General features: G+C 54.2%; 17 protein-coding genes and 1 other RNA gene. 1 reads left to right on the top strand and 17 read right to left on the bottom strand.

Annotated features, from left to right (window positions below):
* Positions 1–137: 137 nt before the first annotated feature.
* The 16 genes from NI000_RS22735 to rpoE form a co-directional block, all read right to left on the bottom strand.
* Positions 138–410 carry a pro-sigmaK processing inhibitor BofA family protein gene (locus tag NI000_RS22735; protein WP_036688414.1) on the bottom strand — a complete coding sequence of 91 codons (273 nt, stop codon included), beginning with the start codon at positions 408–410 and terminating at the stop codon, positions 138–140.
* Positions 407–694, bottom strand: coding sequence for a DUF2508 family protein (locus tag NI000_RS22740; protein WP_253413683.1), 288 nt, complete (start codon positions 692–694; stop codon positions 407–409). Before NI000_RS22740 ends, NI000_RS22735 begins: the two co-directional genes overlap by 4 nt.
* A gap of 217 nt (positions 695–911) precedes the next feature.
* Complete coding sequence (gene recR / locus NI000_RS22745) at positions 912–1,508, bottom strand: recombination mediator RecR (RefSeq protein ID WP_010500328.1); 597 nt, start codon at positions 1,506–1,508, stop codon at positions 912–914.
* A 68-nt stretch (positions 1,509–1,576) separates the two neighbouring features.
* Positions 1,577–1,888 (bottom strand): YbaB/EbfC family nucleoid-associated protein, encoded by a 312-nt coding sequence (locus NI000_RS22750; RefSeq protein ID WP_025851926.1) that lies wholly within the window; start codon positions 1,886–1,888, stop codon positions 1,577–1,579.
* A 21-nt stretch (positions 1,889–1,909) separates the two neighbouring features.
* A complete protein-coding gene (dnaX, locus tag NI000_RS22755) occupies positions 1,910–3,658 on the bottom strand; it encodes a DNA polymerase III subunit gamma/tau (RefSeq protein WP_253413684.1) in 1,749 nt (582 codons plus the stop codon).
* Positions 3,659–3,730: 72 nt separating this feature from the next.
* The gene (locus tag NI000_RS22760) at positions 3,731–4,792 is read right to left on the bottom strand and encodes an ATP-binding protein (RefSeq protein WP_253413685.1); all 1,062 of its coding nucleotides are present in this window, start codon (positions 4,790–4,792) and stop codon (positions 3,731–3,733) included.
* A 194-nt stretch (positions 4,793–4,986) separates the two neighbouring features.
* Positions 4,987–5,250: signal recognition particle sRNA large type (gene ffs / locus NI000_RS22765), an RNA gene on the bottom strand.
* Positions 5,251–5,297: 47 nt separating this feature from the next.
* A complete protein-coding gene (locus NI000_RS22770; RefSeq protein WP_253413686.1) occupies positions 5,298–5,687 on the bottom strand; it encodes a hypothetical protein in 390 nt (129 codons plus the stop codon).
* Positions 5,688–5,775: 88 nt separating this feature from the next.
* Entirely contained in the window at positions 5,776–5,973 is a 198-nt protein-coding gene (gene rpmE / locus NI000_RS22775) for a 50S ribosomal protein L31 (protein ID WP_010500323.1), read from the bottom strand.
* 83 nt (positions 5,974–6,056) lie between these two features.
* Positions 6,057–7,334: a radical SAM protein gene (locus NI000_RS22780; RefSeq protein ID WP_253413687.1), complete on the bottom strand. Its 1,278-nt coding sequence runs from the start codon at positions 7,332–7,334 to the stop codon at positions 6,057–6,059.
* Positions 7,335–7,346: 12 nt separating this feature from the next.
* The gene (gene rho / locus NI000_RS22785) at positions 7,347–8,654 is read right to left on the bottom strand and encodes a transcription termination factor Rho (RefSeq protein WP_253413688.1); all 1,308 of its coding nucleotides are present in this window, start codon (positions 8,652–8,654) and stop codon (positions 7,347–7,349) included.
* An 88-nt stretch (positions 8,655–8,742) separates the two neighbouring features.
* Positions 8,743–9,996: a UDP-N-acetylglucosamine 1-carboxyvinyltransferase gene (locus NI000_RS22790; RefSeq protein ID WP_253413689.1), complete on the bottom strand. Its 1,254-nt coding sequence runs from the start codon at positions 9,994–9,996 to the stop codon at positions 8,743–8,745.
* A 140-nt stretch (positions 9,997–10,136) separates the two neighbouring features.
* On the bottom strand, positions 10,137–10,991 hold the full coding sequence (fba, locus tag NI000_RS22795; RefSeq protein ID WP_253413690.1) for a class II fructose-1,6-bisphosphate aldolase: 855 nt from the start codon (positions 10,989–10,991) through the stop codon (positions 10,137–10,139).
* Positions 10,992–11,162: 171 nt separating this feature from the next.
* Positions 11,163–11,555: a response regulator gene (locus NI000_RS22800; RefSeq protein ID WP_010500317.1), complete on the bottom strand. Its 393-nt coding sequence runs from the start codon at positions 11,553–11,555 to the stop codon at positions 11,163–11,165.
* Positions 11,556–11,788: 233 nt separating this feature from the next.
* A complete protein-coding gene (locus NI000_RS22805; protein WP_253413691.1) occupies positions 11,789–13,390 on the bottom strand; it encodes a CTP synthase in 1,602 nt (533 codons plus the stop codon).
* A gap of 268 nt (positions 13,391–13,658) precedes the next feature.
* Positions 13,659–14,246, bottom strand: coding sequence for a DNA-directed RNA polymerase subunit delta (gene rpoE, locus NI000_RS22810; protein ID WP_253413692.1), 588 nt, complete (start codon positions 14,244–14,246; stop codon positions 13,659–13,661).
* A 408-nt stretch (positions 14,247–14,654) separates the two neighbouring features.
* Here rpoE and NI000_RS22815 point away from each other — a divergent pair, with 408 nt between their 5' ends.
* Positions 14,655–15,821: a S8 family peptidase gene (locus NI000_RS22815; RefSeq protein ID WP_253413693.1), complete on the top strand. Its 1,167-nt coding sequence runs from the start codon at positions 14,655–14,657 to the stop codon at positions 15,819–15,821.
* A 4-nt stretch (positions 15,822–15,825) separates the two neighbouring features.
* On the opposite strand, the gene NI000_RS22820 is transcribed toward NI000_RS22815, so the two are convergent.
* Positions 15,826–16,272, bottom strand: coding sequence for a DUF1934 domain-containing protein (locus tag NI000_RS22820; RefSeq protein WP_253413694.1), 447 nt, complete (start codon positions 16,270–16,272; stop codon positions 15,826–15,828).
* Positions 16,273–16,344: the final 72 nt, after the last annotated feature.

The following is a 16,344-nucleotide window of genomic DNA, read 5'->3' on the forward strand; positions in this document are numbered from 1 at the left end:
GATCGACAAAAGCCGCTTCGTTAGGCTATTCAGCTTTGTCGGTTGTTGTCGTCTCGTTTAGCGGCGACTTTTATAATATATCACATTCGCCCAGTAGATTGCAAGCATTTTTTTTAGACTATTTATTGGAGTCGAGGTTAAACCCCAACGACCCACAATTTCAGTGCCGCCAAAGCAGCAAGTCCGGGCAAACCCAGAACGCTTACGGTCCCAACCGTCACTGCGTTCAGAGGCAGCTCCAAATGCGTGTACGAACTGAACAGATTTAGAATATACAACAAAATCGAAGCAAATGCAATATGCAGGCAAATCATACCTAACCATTGGAACGCATACCGATTGCGCAGCATAACCAATCCTAACAATAAACCGGACCCGACGAGCACGCTCCACAACAAGTACGATTTCACGAAGACACCTCCACCGAACGGGCGGCACATGCTTCTCTAGCCGAGATATTCAGGTTTTTGGCTTGCTTCAGCAGCATTTCGAATCGTTTCTCCGCCGCTTCGAGGGCAAAGATGGCATAGTCGATCTGTTCTTTCTCCACGACGTAATCAAAGCGTCTCTGCGCTACTTCCCATTCCATATGGGCTTTGCGAATTTCTTCTACCAGCAGCAGACGGTCTTGCTCAACGGCTTCGCGCTGCAGGCGGTCTTTCTTGCTTCCTATTTCCCATTTCCAAAGCTTCATTCCCGCCAACCTCCCGATTCAAGTCTCCAGGTTTGTCCTGCTACTTAAATATTTATAGGGAGCTTAGCCGGGTTAGAACCAAAAAGAAGCCTTCTCAAAAGCATCCGCACGGCGAACCGCGCAAATCATGCTTTGAGAGCCTTACAGTTACCCCGTGTGCGTAACCGCAAATGGACAACTGTAAGCCGGCTTCTTGTGGTAGAAAATCAATATTTTATTACAGCTCTCTTCTGCCTTCCAACGCCTTGGTTAAAGTTACCTCGTCCGCATACTCGAGATCTCCTCCGACGGGCAATCCGTGCGCAATCCGGGTCACTTTGAGGCCGAACGGGCGAACAAGCCTGGATAAATACATCGCAGTCGCTTCGCCTTCGATATTCGGGTTCGTTGCCAGAATGAGCTCCTGCACTTGCTCGTCGCTCAGCCGCTTCAGAAGATCGGCGATCCGGATTTCGTCCGGCCCGATGCCTTCCATCGGGGAAATCGCCCCGTGGAGAACATGATAGTAGCCGTTAAATTCCTTGGTCCGCTCCATGGCAACCAAGTCTTTGGGCTCCTGCACGACGCAAATGACGGAAGCGTCCCGGCTTTTATCCTGACAGATGCGGCAGGGATCGGTATCGGTGATATTGCAGCATACGGAGCAATAGTGCAGATTGCGTTTGACATTGACCAGAGCTTTGGCAAAGTCGATGACATCGTCTTCCTTCATGCGCAGCACATGAAAAGCAAGACGACCCGCCGTTTTGGGTCCGATCCCCGGCAGACGGGAGAAGGAATCGATCAGTTTGGCTAGCGGTTCCGGATAAAACAAGCGATTGGCTCCTCACGCATTAAAGTTGAAAACCCCAGAGTAGGTTCTGGGGCTTGATCCGGCTTCGATTAGAACAATCCCGGGATATTCATACCGCCGGTTAATTTGGACATTTCTTTGCCGGCCATTTCTTCGGCTTTGGTCATCGCGTCGTTGATGGCGCTAAGCACCAGATCTTGCAGCATTTCCACGTCGTCCGGATCGACCGCTTCCGGCTTGATCACAACGGCTGTAACTTTCTTTTGTCCGTTTACCGTTACGCTGACGACGCCGCCACCGGACGTTCCTTCTACGGTGCGGTTCGCGAGATCCTCCTGAGCTTTGAGCATTTGCTCCTGCATTTTTTTCACTTGCTTCATCATCTGATTCATGTTGTTCATGAAAGACACGCTCCTCGTCGCTTAATCTTCTTTAATTTTAACCAAATCTTCCCCAAACAATTGAATGGCCTCGCTGATCCATTCTTCCTTCGCGCCGCCGGATGCCCCTTCGTCCTCCGGAACGAGCTGCAGCTCCTCCTTCGGTCCGTCGCCCGGCTTCGCTTGGTCGGCGGCAGCCTTCCAATCCCTTAGCATCATGGTCACAAGACGGTAAGGCTGACCGTAAACTTCGGCCAACGCCTGTTCGATCAGCTGCTTGTTGGCCGGCTTCTCGGTCGTCTCCCGGTGCATCGCGCTTTTGAAAGCTACGAGCACGTTGCTGTCATGTACGGAGACAGGTTCCCCGTCCACAAGCCACGCATGAACGGTGATTTTGAGCTCTTTCACCCGGCCAAGCACCTGACTCCACTGCTGAACGACGTTCCGGAAAGCCGGATCATCCCTGCCCTGCAGGTAAGCGTCCAGCTTCTCGATCTTCTTGGTGACGGCAGGCGCAGGTGCCTGGCGCGAGCTCGCACCGGATGCAGGACCTGAGGCTGCGGGGGCGACGCCCTGCTTCAGCAGCTGAGACAGCTGCTCCTCCAACCGCTGAATGCGGTTCATCAGCTGTCCGACTACCCCGTCCTGACGTTCCGAAGCCGGCGCCCCGCCGGCGCTCGATCCACCTGCCGGAGCAGACGATGCGCCCGCCTGGCTGCAAAGCTTCATGAGTGCGACTTCCAGCAGCGTCTGCGGCTGAACGGAATATTTCATCTCCGTCTGATAATAGTTCAATGTATCGATCATGGCAATCAACGCATCGGCAGAAAACCGCTGTGCCACCTCGGCAAACCGTTTCACGTCGAGAATGCGCTCGGTGAGCGCCTGTGAGCCGGGAACCATTTTGACCATCAGCAGGTCGCGGAAATAATAGATCAGACTCTCCATGCACTTGTCGGCGCTTTTGCCTTCCTGCATGAACGTATCGATTAACCTCAAAGCGGCGCCTACGTCCCGATCTTGTATCGCCATCACCAGGCGCTCGAATTGATCCGAAGCCATCCCGCCTGTGATCGACAATACGTCGTCATACGTCACCCGGGCGCCTGAAAATGCGATGATCTGATCGAGCAGGCTGAGCGCATCGCGCATTCCGCCATCGGATAACCGCGCGATGAACGCCAGCGCGTCATCGTCGCCCTCGATCCGTTCGTCGGCACACACTTGACGCAGCCGCTCGACCTGCTCCTCAAGCGAGACACGGCGAAAATCGAACCGCTGACAGCGCGAAATAATCGTCGCAGGCAGCTTGTGAGGCTCCGTCGTAGCCAAAATAAACATGACATGGGGCGGCGGCTCCTCCAGCGTCTTGAGCAGCGCGTTGAACGCCTCCGTCGTCAGCATATGCACCTCGTCGATGATATACACCTTCTGGCGTACTTCGGTCGGCGCATATTTGACTTTATCCCGGATGTCGCGGATTTCATCCACGCCGCGGTTGGAGGCGGCATCGATCTCGACGACGTCCATGACCGCGCCTTCGGTAATGCGCACGCACGCATCACATTCGTTGCAAGGCTCTACGCCCGGCCCGTTCAAGCAGTTGACGGCTTTGGCCAATATTTTGGCCGTGGTCGTTTTCCCGGTCCCGCGGGGACCGCTGAACAAATAGGCGTGGCTGAACCGCCCTTCGCGAAGCGAGTTTTGTAAGGTTTGGACAATATGCTTTTGGCCGACCATATCGTGGAACGACTGCGGCCGCCACGTTCGATATAAGGCGATATGTGCCATCTTGCCCTCTCCAATGATTGTTTGTCGTCTATTATACTACACTTGGAGGGAGGATTGAAGCCGCGCTGCTTTTTAAGGAAACGGAATGCTGACGGTAAACGTCGTGCCGTACCCTTTGGACGATACCCGGATATGCCCTCCGATATCGTGAATGATCCGCTGGCAGACCGATAGACCCAATCCCGTTCCTTCCGCTTTGGTCGTAAAGAACGGATCGAAAATTTTATCGATCACATAGGCGGGGATGCCCGGACCGGTATCATGAATCTCGATATTGACCAAGCGTTCCTCCAAATCGACTTTCTCGCTTACCGTCAAAATACCCCCTTCTCCCATCGCTTCGATTCCGTTTTTGCTGATATTGAGAAACACCTGCTTCAGCATCTCACGGTCCGCGACCACATGAGGCAATCCGTAGAGCGACTCATATTGAACGACGACCCGGTGCAGGATCGCTTCGTTATTGATAATGGGCAAAATGTCCCGCAGCACTTCGGAGATGTCCACTTCGTCGTATGTAACGTGCTTCGGCTTGCCGAGCAGCAAAAATTCGTTGACCAACTCGTTGATCCGATTGATTTCTTTCAGCATCACCACGGTATATCCGTCTTCGCGTTCCATGCCCTGCTCCTGAAACGTCTTGCGCAGTACTTGCAGAAAACCCTTGATCGACGTGAGCGGGTTGCGGATTTCATGGGCCGTGCCTGCGGCGATTTGGCCGATCATCGCCAGACGGTCGCTGCGTTGGACCTGCTCCTCCAGGGAACGCAGGTTGGTGACGTCCTTGAAAATAAGATAAGCTCCGACGATCCGTTCGTCCTCATCCCGAAGAACACTGGAATCGACCAGCAGCTCGTATCGCTCCTGGTTATTGGTCCAAGACAAGGCATGGTTGCGTACGACCATCCCGTCCAATATACTCCGCCGTACCAGCCAATGCTCGGCAGGCAGATCGGCAAAAATGGAATCCAGCGCCTGATGGAGTACCTTTTCTCTTTCTAACCCCAGCACGCGGCAAGCCATGTCGCTGATATCGATCAGTTCAAATTCGGTATTGATCAGCATCACTCCCAGATTCACGTCCCTAAGGAATATGCCGGCAAAGCGTTGAAGCAAGGTCAGTTCGTGCCGCATCGTCTTCCTCCCCCCATTAATCAGCGGATAGCCGAGCGCAATGGGTGTCTGATTATGGTTTACTTAGTCTGGTTAACTTTAGTATACAATTCTCCTAATTTTTTCATTTTCCTTCTGTCAAATACAAAAAAACACCAAGTTCGACAAGCTTTTACAGCTCATGATCTTGGTGTTATTTTTTTGTTATTAGGAAACCGCGCACCTACCTTGATATTACGATCCAAGTGGAATTTTTATCGTCAGCTCAAGTTAGGCCACCCTCCGGCACATGAAACATCCTGCTTATGGCTGCTTCCTTCCGGACCTGACCAGATTCACAGGCATCCATTGCGGAGGACCCGACTCTCAACACCAACTTTAAAACCCAAACCTTACATCGCAATACCGCGAATAGGCGTTCGACCCCGCTGCAGCGGATTGCGGGTTACAGGGCACCGCTACCTCCCCGTCTAGCACGGCATACATAAGTATAGTCGATTCGTATCCAAATAGCAACCTCAAGGGGTTATTTAGCAGTAACGGTAACGTTAGCATTATATCTCGGCGCAGCGGCGGCTAAAGCTTCGGCAGCTCCCTGCCGGATCCGCTCGATCTCTTCCGGCGGGGTAGGGGCCGGAGCATTCAAGCGAACGTAAGCGGTCGGCCCGTTCAAGCTGATGCTCGCGATGCTGACATTCGGAAACCGTTGGCTAATCGCATGCTGCATGACGCGTACATCGTCAGGATACGTGCGGTAGCTGGCGCTGAGCGGCATATTCGGGTTCGTCTCAGTAATTCCGAGCGCGCCGTCCCGGGTATGCGTCGCTGAATTTTTGGTGAACTTCTGCTGCTGACACGCCGCAAGCCCGGACAGCGCCAAAGCTGCGCTCAGCAGAACGGCAAGCGATCTTAACAAATGAAAACACCTCCTGCAGCTCTAAGATCGGATGATCTTAGGATAGCCACAGGAGGCGCGTTTATGCCGTTATGCTGCTGGCAACAAATTACATGCCGTATTTCTTTTTGAATTTATCGACGCGACCGCCAGCATCCACAAATTTTTGCTTCCCGGTAAAGAACGGGTGGCAAGCGGAGCAAATCTCTACACGAAGATTTTGCTTAATGGATCCCGTTTCAAACGTGTTACCGCATGCGCAAGTAACCGTCGTTTGATGATAAGTCGGATGAATCGCTGTTTTCATTGCCCTTTCACCTCTTTTGCCCTGAAACACCATGTGAATCAGAGTTATCATTTAAACACACATGAGCGATTATATCACGTTCATTAGCCGCGCTGCAACTGTTTCTTGCGCCGTTCCGCCAGCTCGTCCGGAATGTGCGTATATGACCCGAGCACGACATCCGGCAGCTCCTCCCGGAAAATCCCCAGCATCTGCTTCATGCCGTACCGCTCGCCCCGGGCAGCAGGAATGAGGCTCAAGTAGCTCTCCGGATCGATGTTCAGGTTGCGCAGCTGGATCAGCTTCAGATCGGTCCGGCGGGCGAATTCGATCATCGCTTCGATCTCTTCCTCCCGGTCGGTGACCCCGGGGAAAATAAGGTAGTTGATCGACGTGACAACCCCTTTGTCGGCGGCGTAGCGGAGCGATTTCTCGACATTGCGCAGCGTATAGCCGCGCGGCTTGTAATAGGCGTTGTAATGTTCGTCCAGCGCGCTGATCGTGCTGACGCGCATTAGATCGAGACCGGCGTCCACGATGCCGCGGATATGATCGGTCAAGCCGGCGTTCGTGTTGATGTTGATGTAACCCAGATCGGTACGGCTCCGCACTTCGCGGATCGCTTCGATGATCGTCTTGGCTTGGGTGGACGGCTCGCCTTCGCAGCCTTGCCCAAAGCTGATGATGCTCTCGGGCGTCTTCAGATGCTCCAGCATCACCTGCACGACTTCTTCCGTTGAGGGCTTGAAGTTCATCCGGGTCTGCGGCGCCGGAAACCCGCTATCATCCGGCTGCTCGGAGATGCAGCCGAAGCAGCCTGCATTACAGGAGAACGAGACTGGAACAGCCCCTTCCCAGCGGTTCAAAAACGTATTGGAAGCCGTCAGGCATTCATATCCGAGGGCGCAATTCGACAAATGCTGAAACAGCCGGTTGTCCTTGTACTCTCCGAGAATCCGCTTTACTCCAAGCTCCAATTCATCGGGATCGCAGTTGCGCGGGTTCCAACGCTCTGGATCGTCGCAAGCCTCGGCTGCGACATAGAAGCCGCCGTCTTTCCAGACGACCGCCGTATAGCCGAACAAAGGCAGCATTTTGGATTTGTCAGCCTTCACGTAACCCGGCAGCAGCAAGCGGGTAAAGCTCTGCGGAAGCAAAGCTCCGACCGCGGTGAAGTCCCCCGGCACGACCTGCATTTCGCCCGTCCGCTTATGAACGCCGATCGGCCGCGTATCCGGCAAGCTGACGAGAGTGGCGCCTTCGGGCAATGGAATCAGCTCGTCTTCCATCATTTCCGTCACCAGCTCGCCGCTGCGGCCAAGGCCCGTGTATTCCGGATGGTCGAACAGGTTGCCGTCACGGTCCGCATAAACCAGATTCATAAGGTCCTCCTTCTACGAGACGGAGTGCTTGACCCGACGGGATGTGCCGCCGCTTCCGCCCGATTGCGGGCTGCCGCCGTTCGGATCGAGGGTGTCCAGAAACTCTTGGTTCGTTTTCGTCTCGGCGAATTTTTTGAGGAACGCATCGATATAATCGTGCGAATCGTTCATTCCTTTGCGGATCGCCCATACTTTGTCGAGCTCTTCTTTCGTCAGGAGCATTTCTTCGCGGCGCGTGCCCGAGCGGCGGATATCGATAGCCGGGAAAATGCGGCGTTCCGCCAGCTTGCGGTCCAGATGCAGCTCCAGGTTCCCGGTTCCTTTAAATTCTTCATAGATGACGTCGTCCATCCGCGAGCCGGTTTCGATCAAGGCGGTCGCGAGAATCGTCAGGCTGCCGCCTTCTTCGATATTGCGCGCGGCGCCGAAGAAACGTTTCGGACGATGGAAGGCCCCGGGATCGATCCCCCCGGATAACGTCCGGCCCGTCGGCGGTACGACGAGGTTGTAAGCCCGCGCCAGACGCGTAATGCTGTCCATCAAAATAACGACGTCCTTCTTATGCTCCACGAGACGCTGTGCGCGTTCCAGCACAAGCTCCGCGACCTTGATATGATTTTCCGGCACCTCGTCGAAGGTGGAAGCGATCACTTCCCCGTTGACGGAGCGCTGCATGTCGGTAACCTCTTCCGGACGTTCGTCGATCAAGAGAACGAACAGCTTGACATCCGGGTGATTGGTCGAGATGCTGTTGGCGATTTCCTTGAGCAGCAGCGTTTTTCCCGCTTTCGGCGGGGCTACGATCAAGCCGCGTTGGCCAAAGCCTACAGGAGCCAGAAGATCCATCAAGCGGGTGGACAGTTTCGTAGGAGAGGTTTCCAGAACCAGTTTCCTTTGCGGATAAAGAGGAGTAAGCGCTGCGAAATGCAGCCGTTCCGAGGCCGTTTCCGGGTCTTCGCCGTTGACGGCTTCCACGTGCAGCAGCCCGAAGTAACGTTCGTTCTCCTTGGGAGGCCGGCATTTGCCGGATACGACGTCGCCGGAGCGCAGGTCGAATCTGCGAATTTGCGAAGCGGAGATGTAGATGTCCTCCGAGCTCGGCAAATAGTTGATCGGCCGCAGAAAGCCGAAGCCCTCCTGCAGAACGTCGAGCACGCCCTCCATGAACATCAAGCCGCTTTGTTCGGCCTGTGCGCGTAGAATGGCAAAAATGAGTTCCTTCTTCTTCATTTGGCCGTAGTACGGGATTTGATGTTTTTTAGCCAGCTTGTAAAGCTCTGTGAGCTTCAACGCTTCAAGCTGAGCGAGATGCATATCCATAAATTTTCAACCACCAAACTATTAATTTTTCAAGCCAGCGCAAAATATACTCTAGCCTTACCCAATTTCGGAGCAATCTATACCGTTCTTAGTCATTCTGCCGCCAAACTTCCGCTCCCAGATTCGATAGATTGGTTACCAGATGATCGTAGCCTCTGTCGATATATTCAACGCCGGTAATTTCGGTAACGCCTTCGGCGACCGTCAGTCCGGCAATAACCAGCGCTGCGCCTGCGCGAAGATCGGTCGCTTTGACCTTGGCCGCGCTCAGCTGGCAGCCTTCGATGATGGCAGAACGGCCTTCTACTTTGATCTTGGCCCCCATGCGCAACAGCTCTGGGATATGCTTGAACCGGTTGCTGTACACATAGTCGCTCAAAATGCTGACTCCGCGCGTCTGCGTAAGCAAACTGCTCATCGGAGACTGCAGGTCGGTCGCAAATCCAGGATATACGAGCGCTTTCACGTCCACGCTTTCGTATTCCGGCTGTCCGACCACGCGGATCGATTCGTCCATTTCGTAAATATGTACGCCCATTTCCTGCAACTTGGCGGTTAGAGCTTCCATATGCTTCGGGATGACATTATCGACAATGACGTCACCGCGCGTCGCCGCTGCGGCAATCATGTAAGTACCTGCTTGAATGCGGTCCGGAATGATCGAATGACGGCAGCCGTGCAGCGCATCGACGCCCTCGATCCGGATCGTTTCGGTTCCTGCGCCTTTGATTTTCGCGCCCATGGAGTTCAAAAGTGTAGCTACATCTATAATTTCAGGCTCTTTTGCCGCATTTTCAATGGTCGTGACGCCTTTGGCCCGAGAGGCCGCCAGCATGATGTTAATCGTCGCTCCTACGCTGACGACGTCCAGATAGATTTTGGCTCCGCGCAATTCCTTCGCTTGGATGTGCAGGGCGCCGTTTTCGTTCGTAATTCGTGCCCCCAGTGCCTCAAAACCTTTGATATGCTGATCGATCGGCCGCGGTTCGAAATTGCAGCCGCCAGGCAACCCTATCGTCGCTTCGCCGAAACGCCCGAGCAAGGCTCCCATCAAATAATAGGAAGCTCTAAGCTTCTTCACGTTCCCGTTAGGCATCGGCCGGGATAACAGCCGGCTCGGATCGATCATCATCTGATCCTTGCTCCATTCTACCGATGCGCCGAGTTCCTGAAGCAGCTCGGTATAAATCGCCACATCGCTAAGCGCAGGCAAATTATCGAGCGTAACAGCCGTTTCCGATAAAATGGCGGCCGGAATAAGCGCAATCGCGCTATTCTTGGCCCCGCTGATTTGAACCGTTCCCCGCAGCGGGCGCCCACCGGCGATCATCAATTTCTCCATTCGTTGTTCTTCCTCCCACTTCACTGCTTTAACGCATTACCAGTCAGGTGCAAACTCGTCTAAGTTGGGTTCCGTGCCTACGTTGACAAAAGAAGAGAGGGAAATACACCGAAATCTGGTGTATTTCCCGCTGTGGTCGATTAAGCTTGGTTGGCGCTTCCGAACAGCTGGATTTTGGATTTGACCACTTCAACCATGGCTTTGCGGGCAGGAGTGAGGTATTTGCGAGGATCGTACACTTTCGCGTCTTTATTGAGCACATCGCGGATCGCTTGCGTACACGCCACTTGATTCTCAGTGTTCACGTTGATTTTGCCTACGCCGGCTTCGATGGACTTGCGGATCATTTCGTCCGGTACGCCGGAGCCGCCATGCAATACGACCGGAACCGGGATCGCTTTGGATACCTTCTCGATAATATCGAAATGGATGTTCGGCTCGCCGGCATACATGCCGTGCGCCGTACCTACGGCAATGGCCAGGCAGTCGACGCCTGTCTCTTCGTAGAAGCGGATCGCTTCTTCCGGCTTCGCCAGGTTGGCATCGGACTCATCTACGCTAATGTCGTCTTCCACGCCGCCGATCGTTCCAAGCTCGCCTTCGACGGATACGCCCATCGCATGCGCAGTTTTCACGACCTCTTTGGTCAGACGGATGTTTTCTTCAAAGGAATAATGGGAGCCGTCGAACATGACGGAGCTGAAGCCTGCGCGGATACATTTCATCGCGACTTCGAAGCTGCTGCCGTGGTCGAGATGCAAGGCGATCGGAAGACCGGATTTCTTAGCGGCCGCTTCCGCGATCGCTACCGTAAATTCGATGCCCATATACTTCAGCGCGCCTTCGGATACGCCGAAAATAAACGGGGATTTCAATTCTTCCGCCGCTTCCGTAATGGCTTGGGCAAATTCCAAGTTATTCATATTGAACTGACCTACGGCGAACTTGTTCGCTTTTGCTTTAGGCAAAAATTCGTTCATCGAAACGAGTGGCATGGTGGTTCTCTCCTCCTATGTCGTTAATGACCGTGCCAGAGTGCTTGTCTGTACTCTTTTGTCATACTGGCCCATTATATCATAGATCGCGACAAACGTTAATAATCTATCGCACACCCTGCCCAAGACGATAAACTCCGGGAAACGCCCCAAGAAAAAAGAGGACCCTCATCAGGATCCTACGGCGTAAGAGTTATTGTTAGGAGTTCGCAACTGCTGGTTGACGGCTTGGCGCAGCTCGTCGATGTCGAACGGCTTCGTAAAGTGCATGATCGCGCCGAGATCGGTCGCTTCCTTGATCATGTCCAGCTCGCCGTATGCCGTCATCATGATGACTTTGATCGACGCATCGATGCTTTTAATGTGCTTGAGGATATCGAGACCGTCCATGCCCGGTATCTTCATATCGAGTAAAACCAGATCGGGCGATACGTTTCTTACAATCTCGAGTGCGAGTTTTCCGTTGGAAGCCTGATAGGTTTCGTAGCCTTCGCTGCTGAAAACCTCCATCAACAGGATGCGGATGCCGTTTTGATCGTCAACAATGAGCAGCTTCTTTTTCATCGAGGTATCCTCCTATTCCGTTTCCCTGAGGTTAAGAATTCCGTTCTGTTATGCCCGCAATAACAGTATTCGCTGCCGCTCCCGCGATTCCTGCCGTATCTTCAAAAAAAGTTGAAAACTTTTACAAATTAAGCAGACATGCACAAACCGTTCGCTTCTTGGGATAAAAAAACAGGAGGCGCGTCCGGTTCTTGCCGGATACGTCTCCTGCTTCGATAGCTGCGTACAGCGATTTATTTCGAGTGATCGTGCGCCGCCTGTACGAAATGCTTGAACAGCGGCTGCGGACGGTTCGGTCTCGAGGTGAATTCCGGATGGAATTGCACGGCCAGGAACCACGGATGGTCCGGGCATTCGATAATCTCGACCAAACGGCCGTCCGGGCTTGTGCCGGAAATCTGCAAGCCGGCCGCTTCGATGCGGTCGCGGTACTCGTTGTTGAACTCGTACCGGTGGCGATGGCGCTCGTAAACGAGCTCGTCGTCGTAGCAGCGCATCGCAAGCGATCCTTCCTTGAGCTTGCAAGGATACAGGCCAAGGCGCATCGTTCCGCCGAGGTCTTCGATATCCTTCTGCTCCGGAAGCAGGTCGATGACCGGATAAGGCGTCGTCGGATGAATCTCCGAGCTGTTCGCGCCTTCGAGTCCCACCACCGAGCGGGCATATTCGACAACGGCCACCTGCATGCCGAGACAAATGCCGAAGAACGGGATTTTGTTCTCGCGCGCGTAACGGATTGCCGTCACTTTGCCTTCGATGCCGCGGTCGCCGAAGCCGCCAGGCACCAGAATGCCTTGAACGCCGGAAAGCAGCTGGTCCACGTTATCGTCGGAGACTTCCTCCGCATTGATCCAACGGATTTTGACTTCGGTATTGCAGTCGATTCCGGCGTGGCCGAGCGATTCGACAATGCTGAGATAAGCGTCGTGCAGAGCCACGTATTTACCGACAATCGCAATTTCGGTCGTCGTCTTAAGCGACTTCACCCGGCCCACAAGGTTTTCCCACTCCGTCATGTCCGGCTCGTTCGTGGACAGCTTCAGGTGGTTGACGACGATGTCGTCGAGCCCTTGCTCGCGCAGCATCAACGGCACTTCGTATAACGTCTCGGCGTCGATACACTCGATCACGGCGCCCGGGTCGACATCGCAGAACTGACCCAGCTTGCGCTTCATGTCCTCGGTCAGCGGATGCTCCGTCCGGCAGACGATCACATGCGGCTGAATGCCGATGCTGCGCAGCTCTTTGACGCTGTGTTGAGTCGGCTTCGTTTTCACTTCGCCGGCCGCTTTCAAATAAGGAATGAGCGTGACGTGAATATACATGACGTTCTCACGGCCGATGTCGCTCTTGATCTGACGAATCGCTTCAAGGAAAGGCAAGCTCTCGATATCGCCCACCGTACCGCCGATCTCGGTAATGACGACGTCCGAATGCGCTTCGCGTCCGGCGCGGAATACCCGCTCCTTGATTTCGTTCGTAATGTGCGGGATGACCTGAACGGTCCCGCCCAAATATTCGCCGCGGCGCTCTTTGGCAATGACGGAGGAATACACTTTCCCCGTGGTGACATTGCTGTTCTTCGACAGATTGATGTCGATAAAACGTTCGTAGTGTCCGAGGTCAAGATCCGTTTCCGCACCGTCGTCGGTGACGAACACTTCCCCATGCTGGTAAGGGCTCATCGTTCCCGGGTCCACGTTAATGTAAGGATCGAACTTCTGGATCGTGACCTTCAGTCCGCGATTTTTGAGCAGTCTTCCGAGCGATGCGGCCGTGATGCCTTTGCCTAAGGAGGAAACGACGCCCCCGGTCACGAAAATGTACTTTGTCATCTGTAATACCTCCCAAAAGTTTTGCATCCCGATCCAGGATAAACGGCTTCAACGTCTCTATCTTTAAAAGGATAAGCACGTTTATCCAGGTTGATACGAAGCGACAAGTTACGAAAACTTATAAAATTTTTCCAACCAAAAAAAAGAAAAAGCCCCCCGTGAATACGGGGCACTTTTTATCAAAAATCATCAAGGTTCGTAACGTTCCATCTAAAGCCCAGAAAATAGTTTACTCTGAACGATCCCTGCTGTCAAGGACAAGCCTGTTTTATTTATTTTCTTCTTCTTCGTCGTCCGCACTGTCATCGTCATCGCCCAAATCTTCCAGATCTTCTTCGGACTCTTCCTCATCCAGCGTTTCGTCCAGTTCCTCGTCGTCGAGCTCTTCGTCTTCGAAAAACTCGGTTTCTTCCTCGACTTCTTCTTCCGCGTCAAAATCGTCGTCGCGAGGCGCATCGAACGAATCGTATTCTTCTTCTTCGACGAATACGTCTTCTTCCTCGGCGTACAGATCCTCGTCGTCGAGATCGTCATCCTCGTCGTTAATGATGCGCGGACGCTTGCCGCTGCCCATCGAATCCTCGGACTTCTCGACAGGGTACCAGCGTTTCAATCCCCACAGATTGGTGCCGACGCACGCAAAACGGCCGTCGATATTAATCTCCGTATATAATTGCGCAATGACCTGCATGACTTCGTCATCGGACAGACCTTTGATTTTGGCAATCTCCGCCATCAAATCCCGATAGTAATACGGCGTATTGGCCGCTTTCAGAAGCTCAAAGGCGAGGTCGACCATAGGCATTTCCTTGGCTTGTTCTGCGCCGATTTTAAGCAGTAAGTTTTGAGCACTCATTTCGGGGCACATCCCTTCCAACGTCTTTAACTACCACTAAACTATCCACTATCACCAATAAGTAAACCTTATTTTATGTAAAAAAGCAACTGGCCGCGCGGCATTTCCCGAAATGGAAACAAGGACCGCACCGGCAGCTCCTTCGCGCTCGGCGCCGTCCGCTGCAGGCGTGATCCTTGTTCCGACTGTATCCGCAAAAGACAAGCAGCCGACCGCCCGCCGTCTTTTGCCCCTGCTGAATGAAAAACGGAGGAGTGCCAGACCCTCCCCTAATATGGTATGTGCCCGCTTTCGCTTTGCCACGGTCACGCACCTAATTATTTTGAATAAGGCCATGCGCTCATACGGAAGCTTTCGGTCCCTCATACGATACAAAAAGGAATTTCCGAGCCTGTGGGAGGGAACGACATGGATCCGTCGACGTTCGTGTCATGGCTTCACGAAGCCATGGAAGGCTCCGAGGGTACCGATAAGCGGCATATTATCCAGTTTCTGAACGATCGGGACTATGCCTCTTTCGCCCGGCAAATCGGCCGGCAACGGAAATCGCTGCCCCGGCTGCACCAGATTCAGCCGCTCCGTCTCATCCGCGCCATCTCCTGCACGCTTCGGACCGGCAGCGAAGCGGTTTCTGCCCCTTTTATCCGTTCGATCGAGCCGGATACGCGCATCAAGCTGCATGCCCTGGGCCATGCTTCGTCCGCTCTGCCTTCCGGCGAAGAAAAAAAATCGCCCGTCAAGGCTGTCATCCCTTGGGGAGTCCGCCACATCCGCGCCCCGCAGGCCTGGAGCAAATCGCGCGGGGAACGGGTACGCATCGGCGTCATCGATACGGGCGCGGATTATACGCACCCCGACCTTCGCCACTGTTTGTCGCGGGGCGTCAATATTTTGAACCGTCAGCTGCCGCCGATTGACGACAACGGCCACGGCACGCATATTGCGGGAACGATCGCGGCGCACACCCGGCACCGGGGCATTATCGGCGTGGCGCCGCAGGCCGTTCTTCATCCGGTGAAGGCTTTCGATCAGCACGGCGGCGCATTCGTCTCCGATATTATCGGAGGCATTGACTGGTGCGTCTCCAGCGGCGTCGATATCATCAATATGAGCTTCGGTATGAGAACGTACAGCAAAGCGCTGGAAGCGGCGGTGCTCAGCGCCTACCGGAGCGGCATCATCGTCGTAGCCTCCTCGGGCAACGAAGGCAATCAGGCCCAGGTCGACTATCCCGCCCGGCTGCGTCAAGTGATCGCCGTCGGCGCGACGACCCGCAAAAGCCGGATTGCCCCCTTCAGCAATATCGGCAAACAGATCAACATTTACGCGCCCGGGGAAAAAGTATACTCCACCTGGCTGCGGGGCAAGTATCACGAGCTCAGCGGCACGTCTATGGCAACCTCCCATGTCACAGGGGTTATCGCGCTGATGCTCGCGAAAAAGCCAGGCCTCAAGCCGCTGCGAATTAAAAATTTGCTGCGCAAGCATGCCCGCTATATCGTAAAATCACGCAAAATGATGACCGGCGCCAAGGAAATCCACGCCTTCCGAAGCGTATCCGCCGTATCCAAATAACCGGTCACTCCGGTTCGGGTACGGCGGTTAGGCATATGCTGCATCGTTCGGGCGCTTGCCCCATCACCGACAGCTCATAGCTCCAGCGGACGGCAAGCAGAGCGTCCGGTCCTTCTGCGGCAACGTCCAGCGTTTGGGTGAACGTCTCCAACTCAAGCCGCCCTTGAGGGGTCTGAAGATAGCCGTAATGCCGCCGGTCCGGAACGAACGTCTGCTCGAAGGATACGTCCCCGTGCCGGACAATCCGCACTTCCCCCTTATCCACCCGGACGGTCGTTACCGTACGGCCCATCTCCGCTTCCGGAGGTTCCGCATACCGGAGGTACGCATGCCGTCCCTTCGAGAACCATTCGCCCGTCATCTGCCGCACGACCCGTTCCCCGCCGCTGTCGCTTTCCAGCGTAATGCGTACGGCCCGCTTGCCGGCGCCGGTTTGCTGCTTTTCCGTCATCTCGCTTTCTCTCCCGTCCTGTTGTGATCCTCCTATTGTACAAAAAAAAGAAGTCCGCGGACAGGACTTCTT

The sequence above is a fragment of the Paenibacillus tyrphae genome, from assembly GCF_024158745.1.
Lineage (GTDB): Bacteria > Bacillota > Bacilli > Paenibacillales > NBRC-103111 > Paenibacillus_G > Paenibacillus_G tyrfis_A.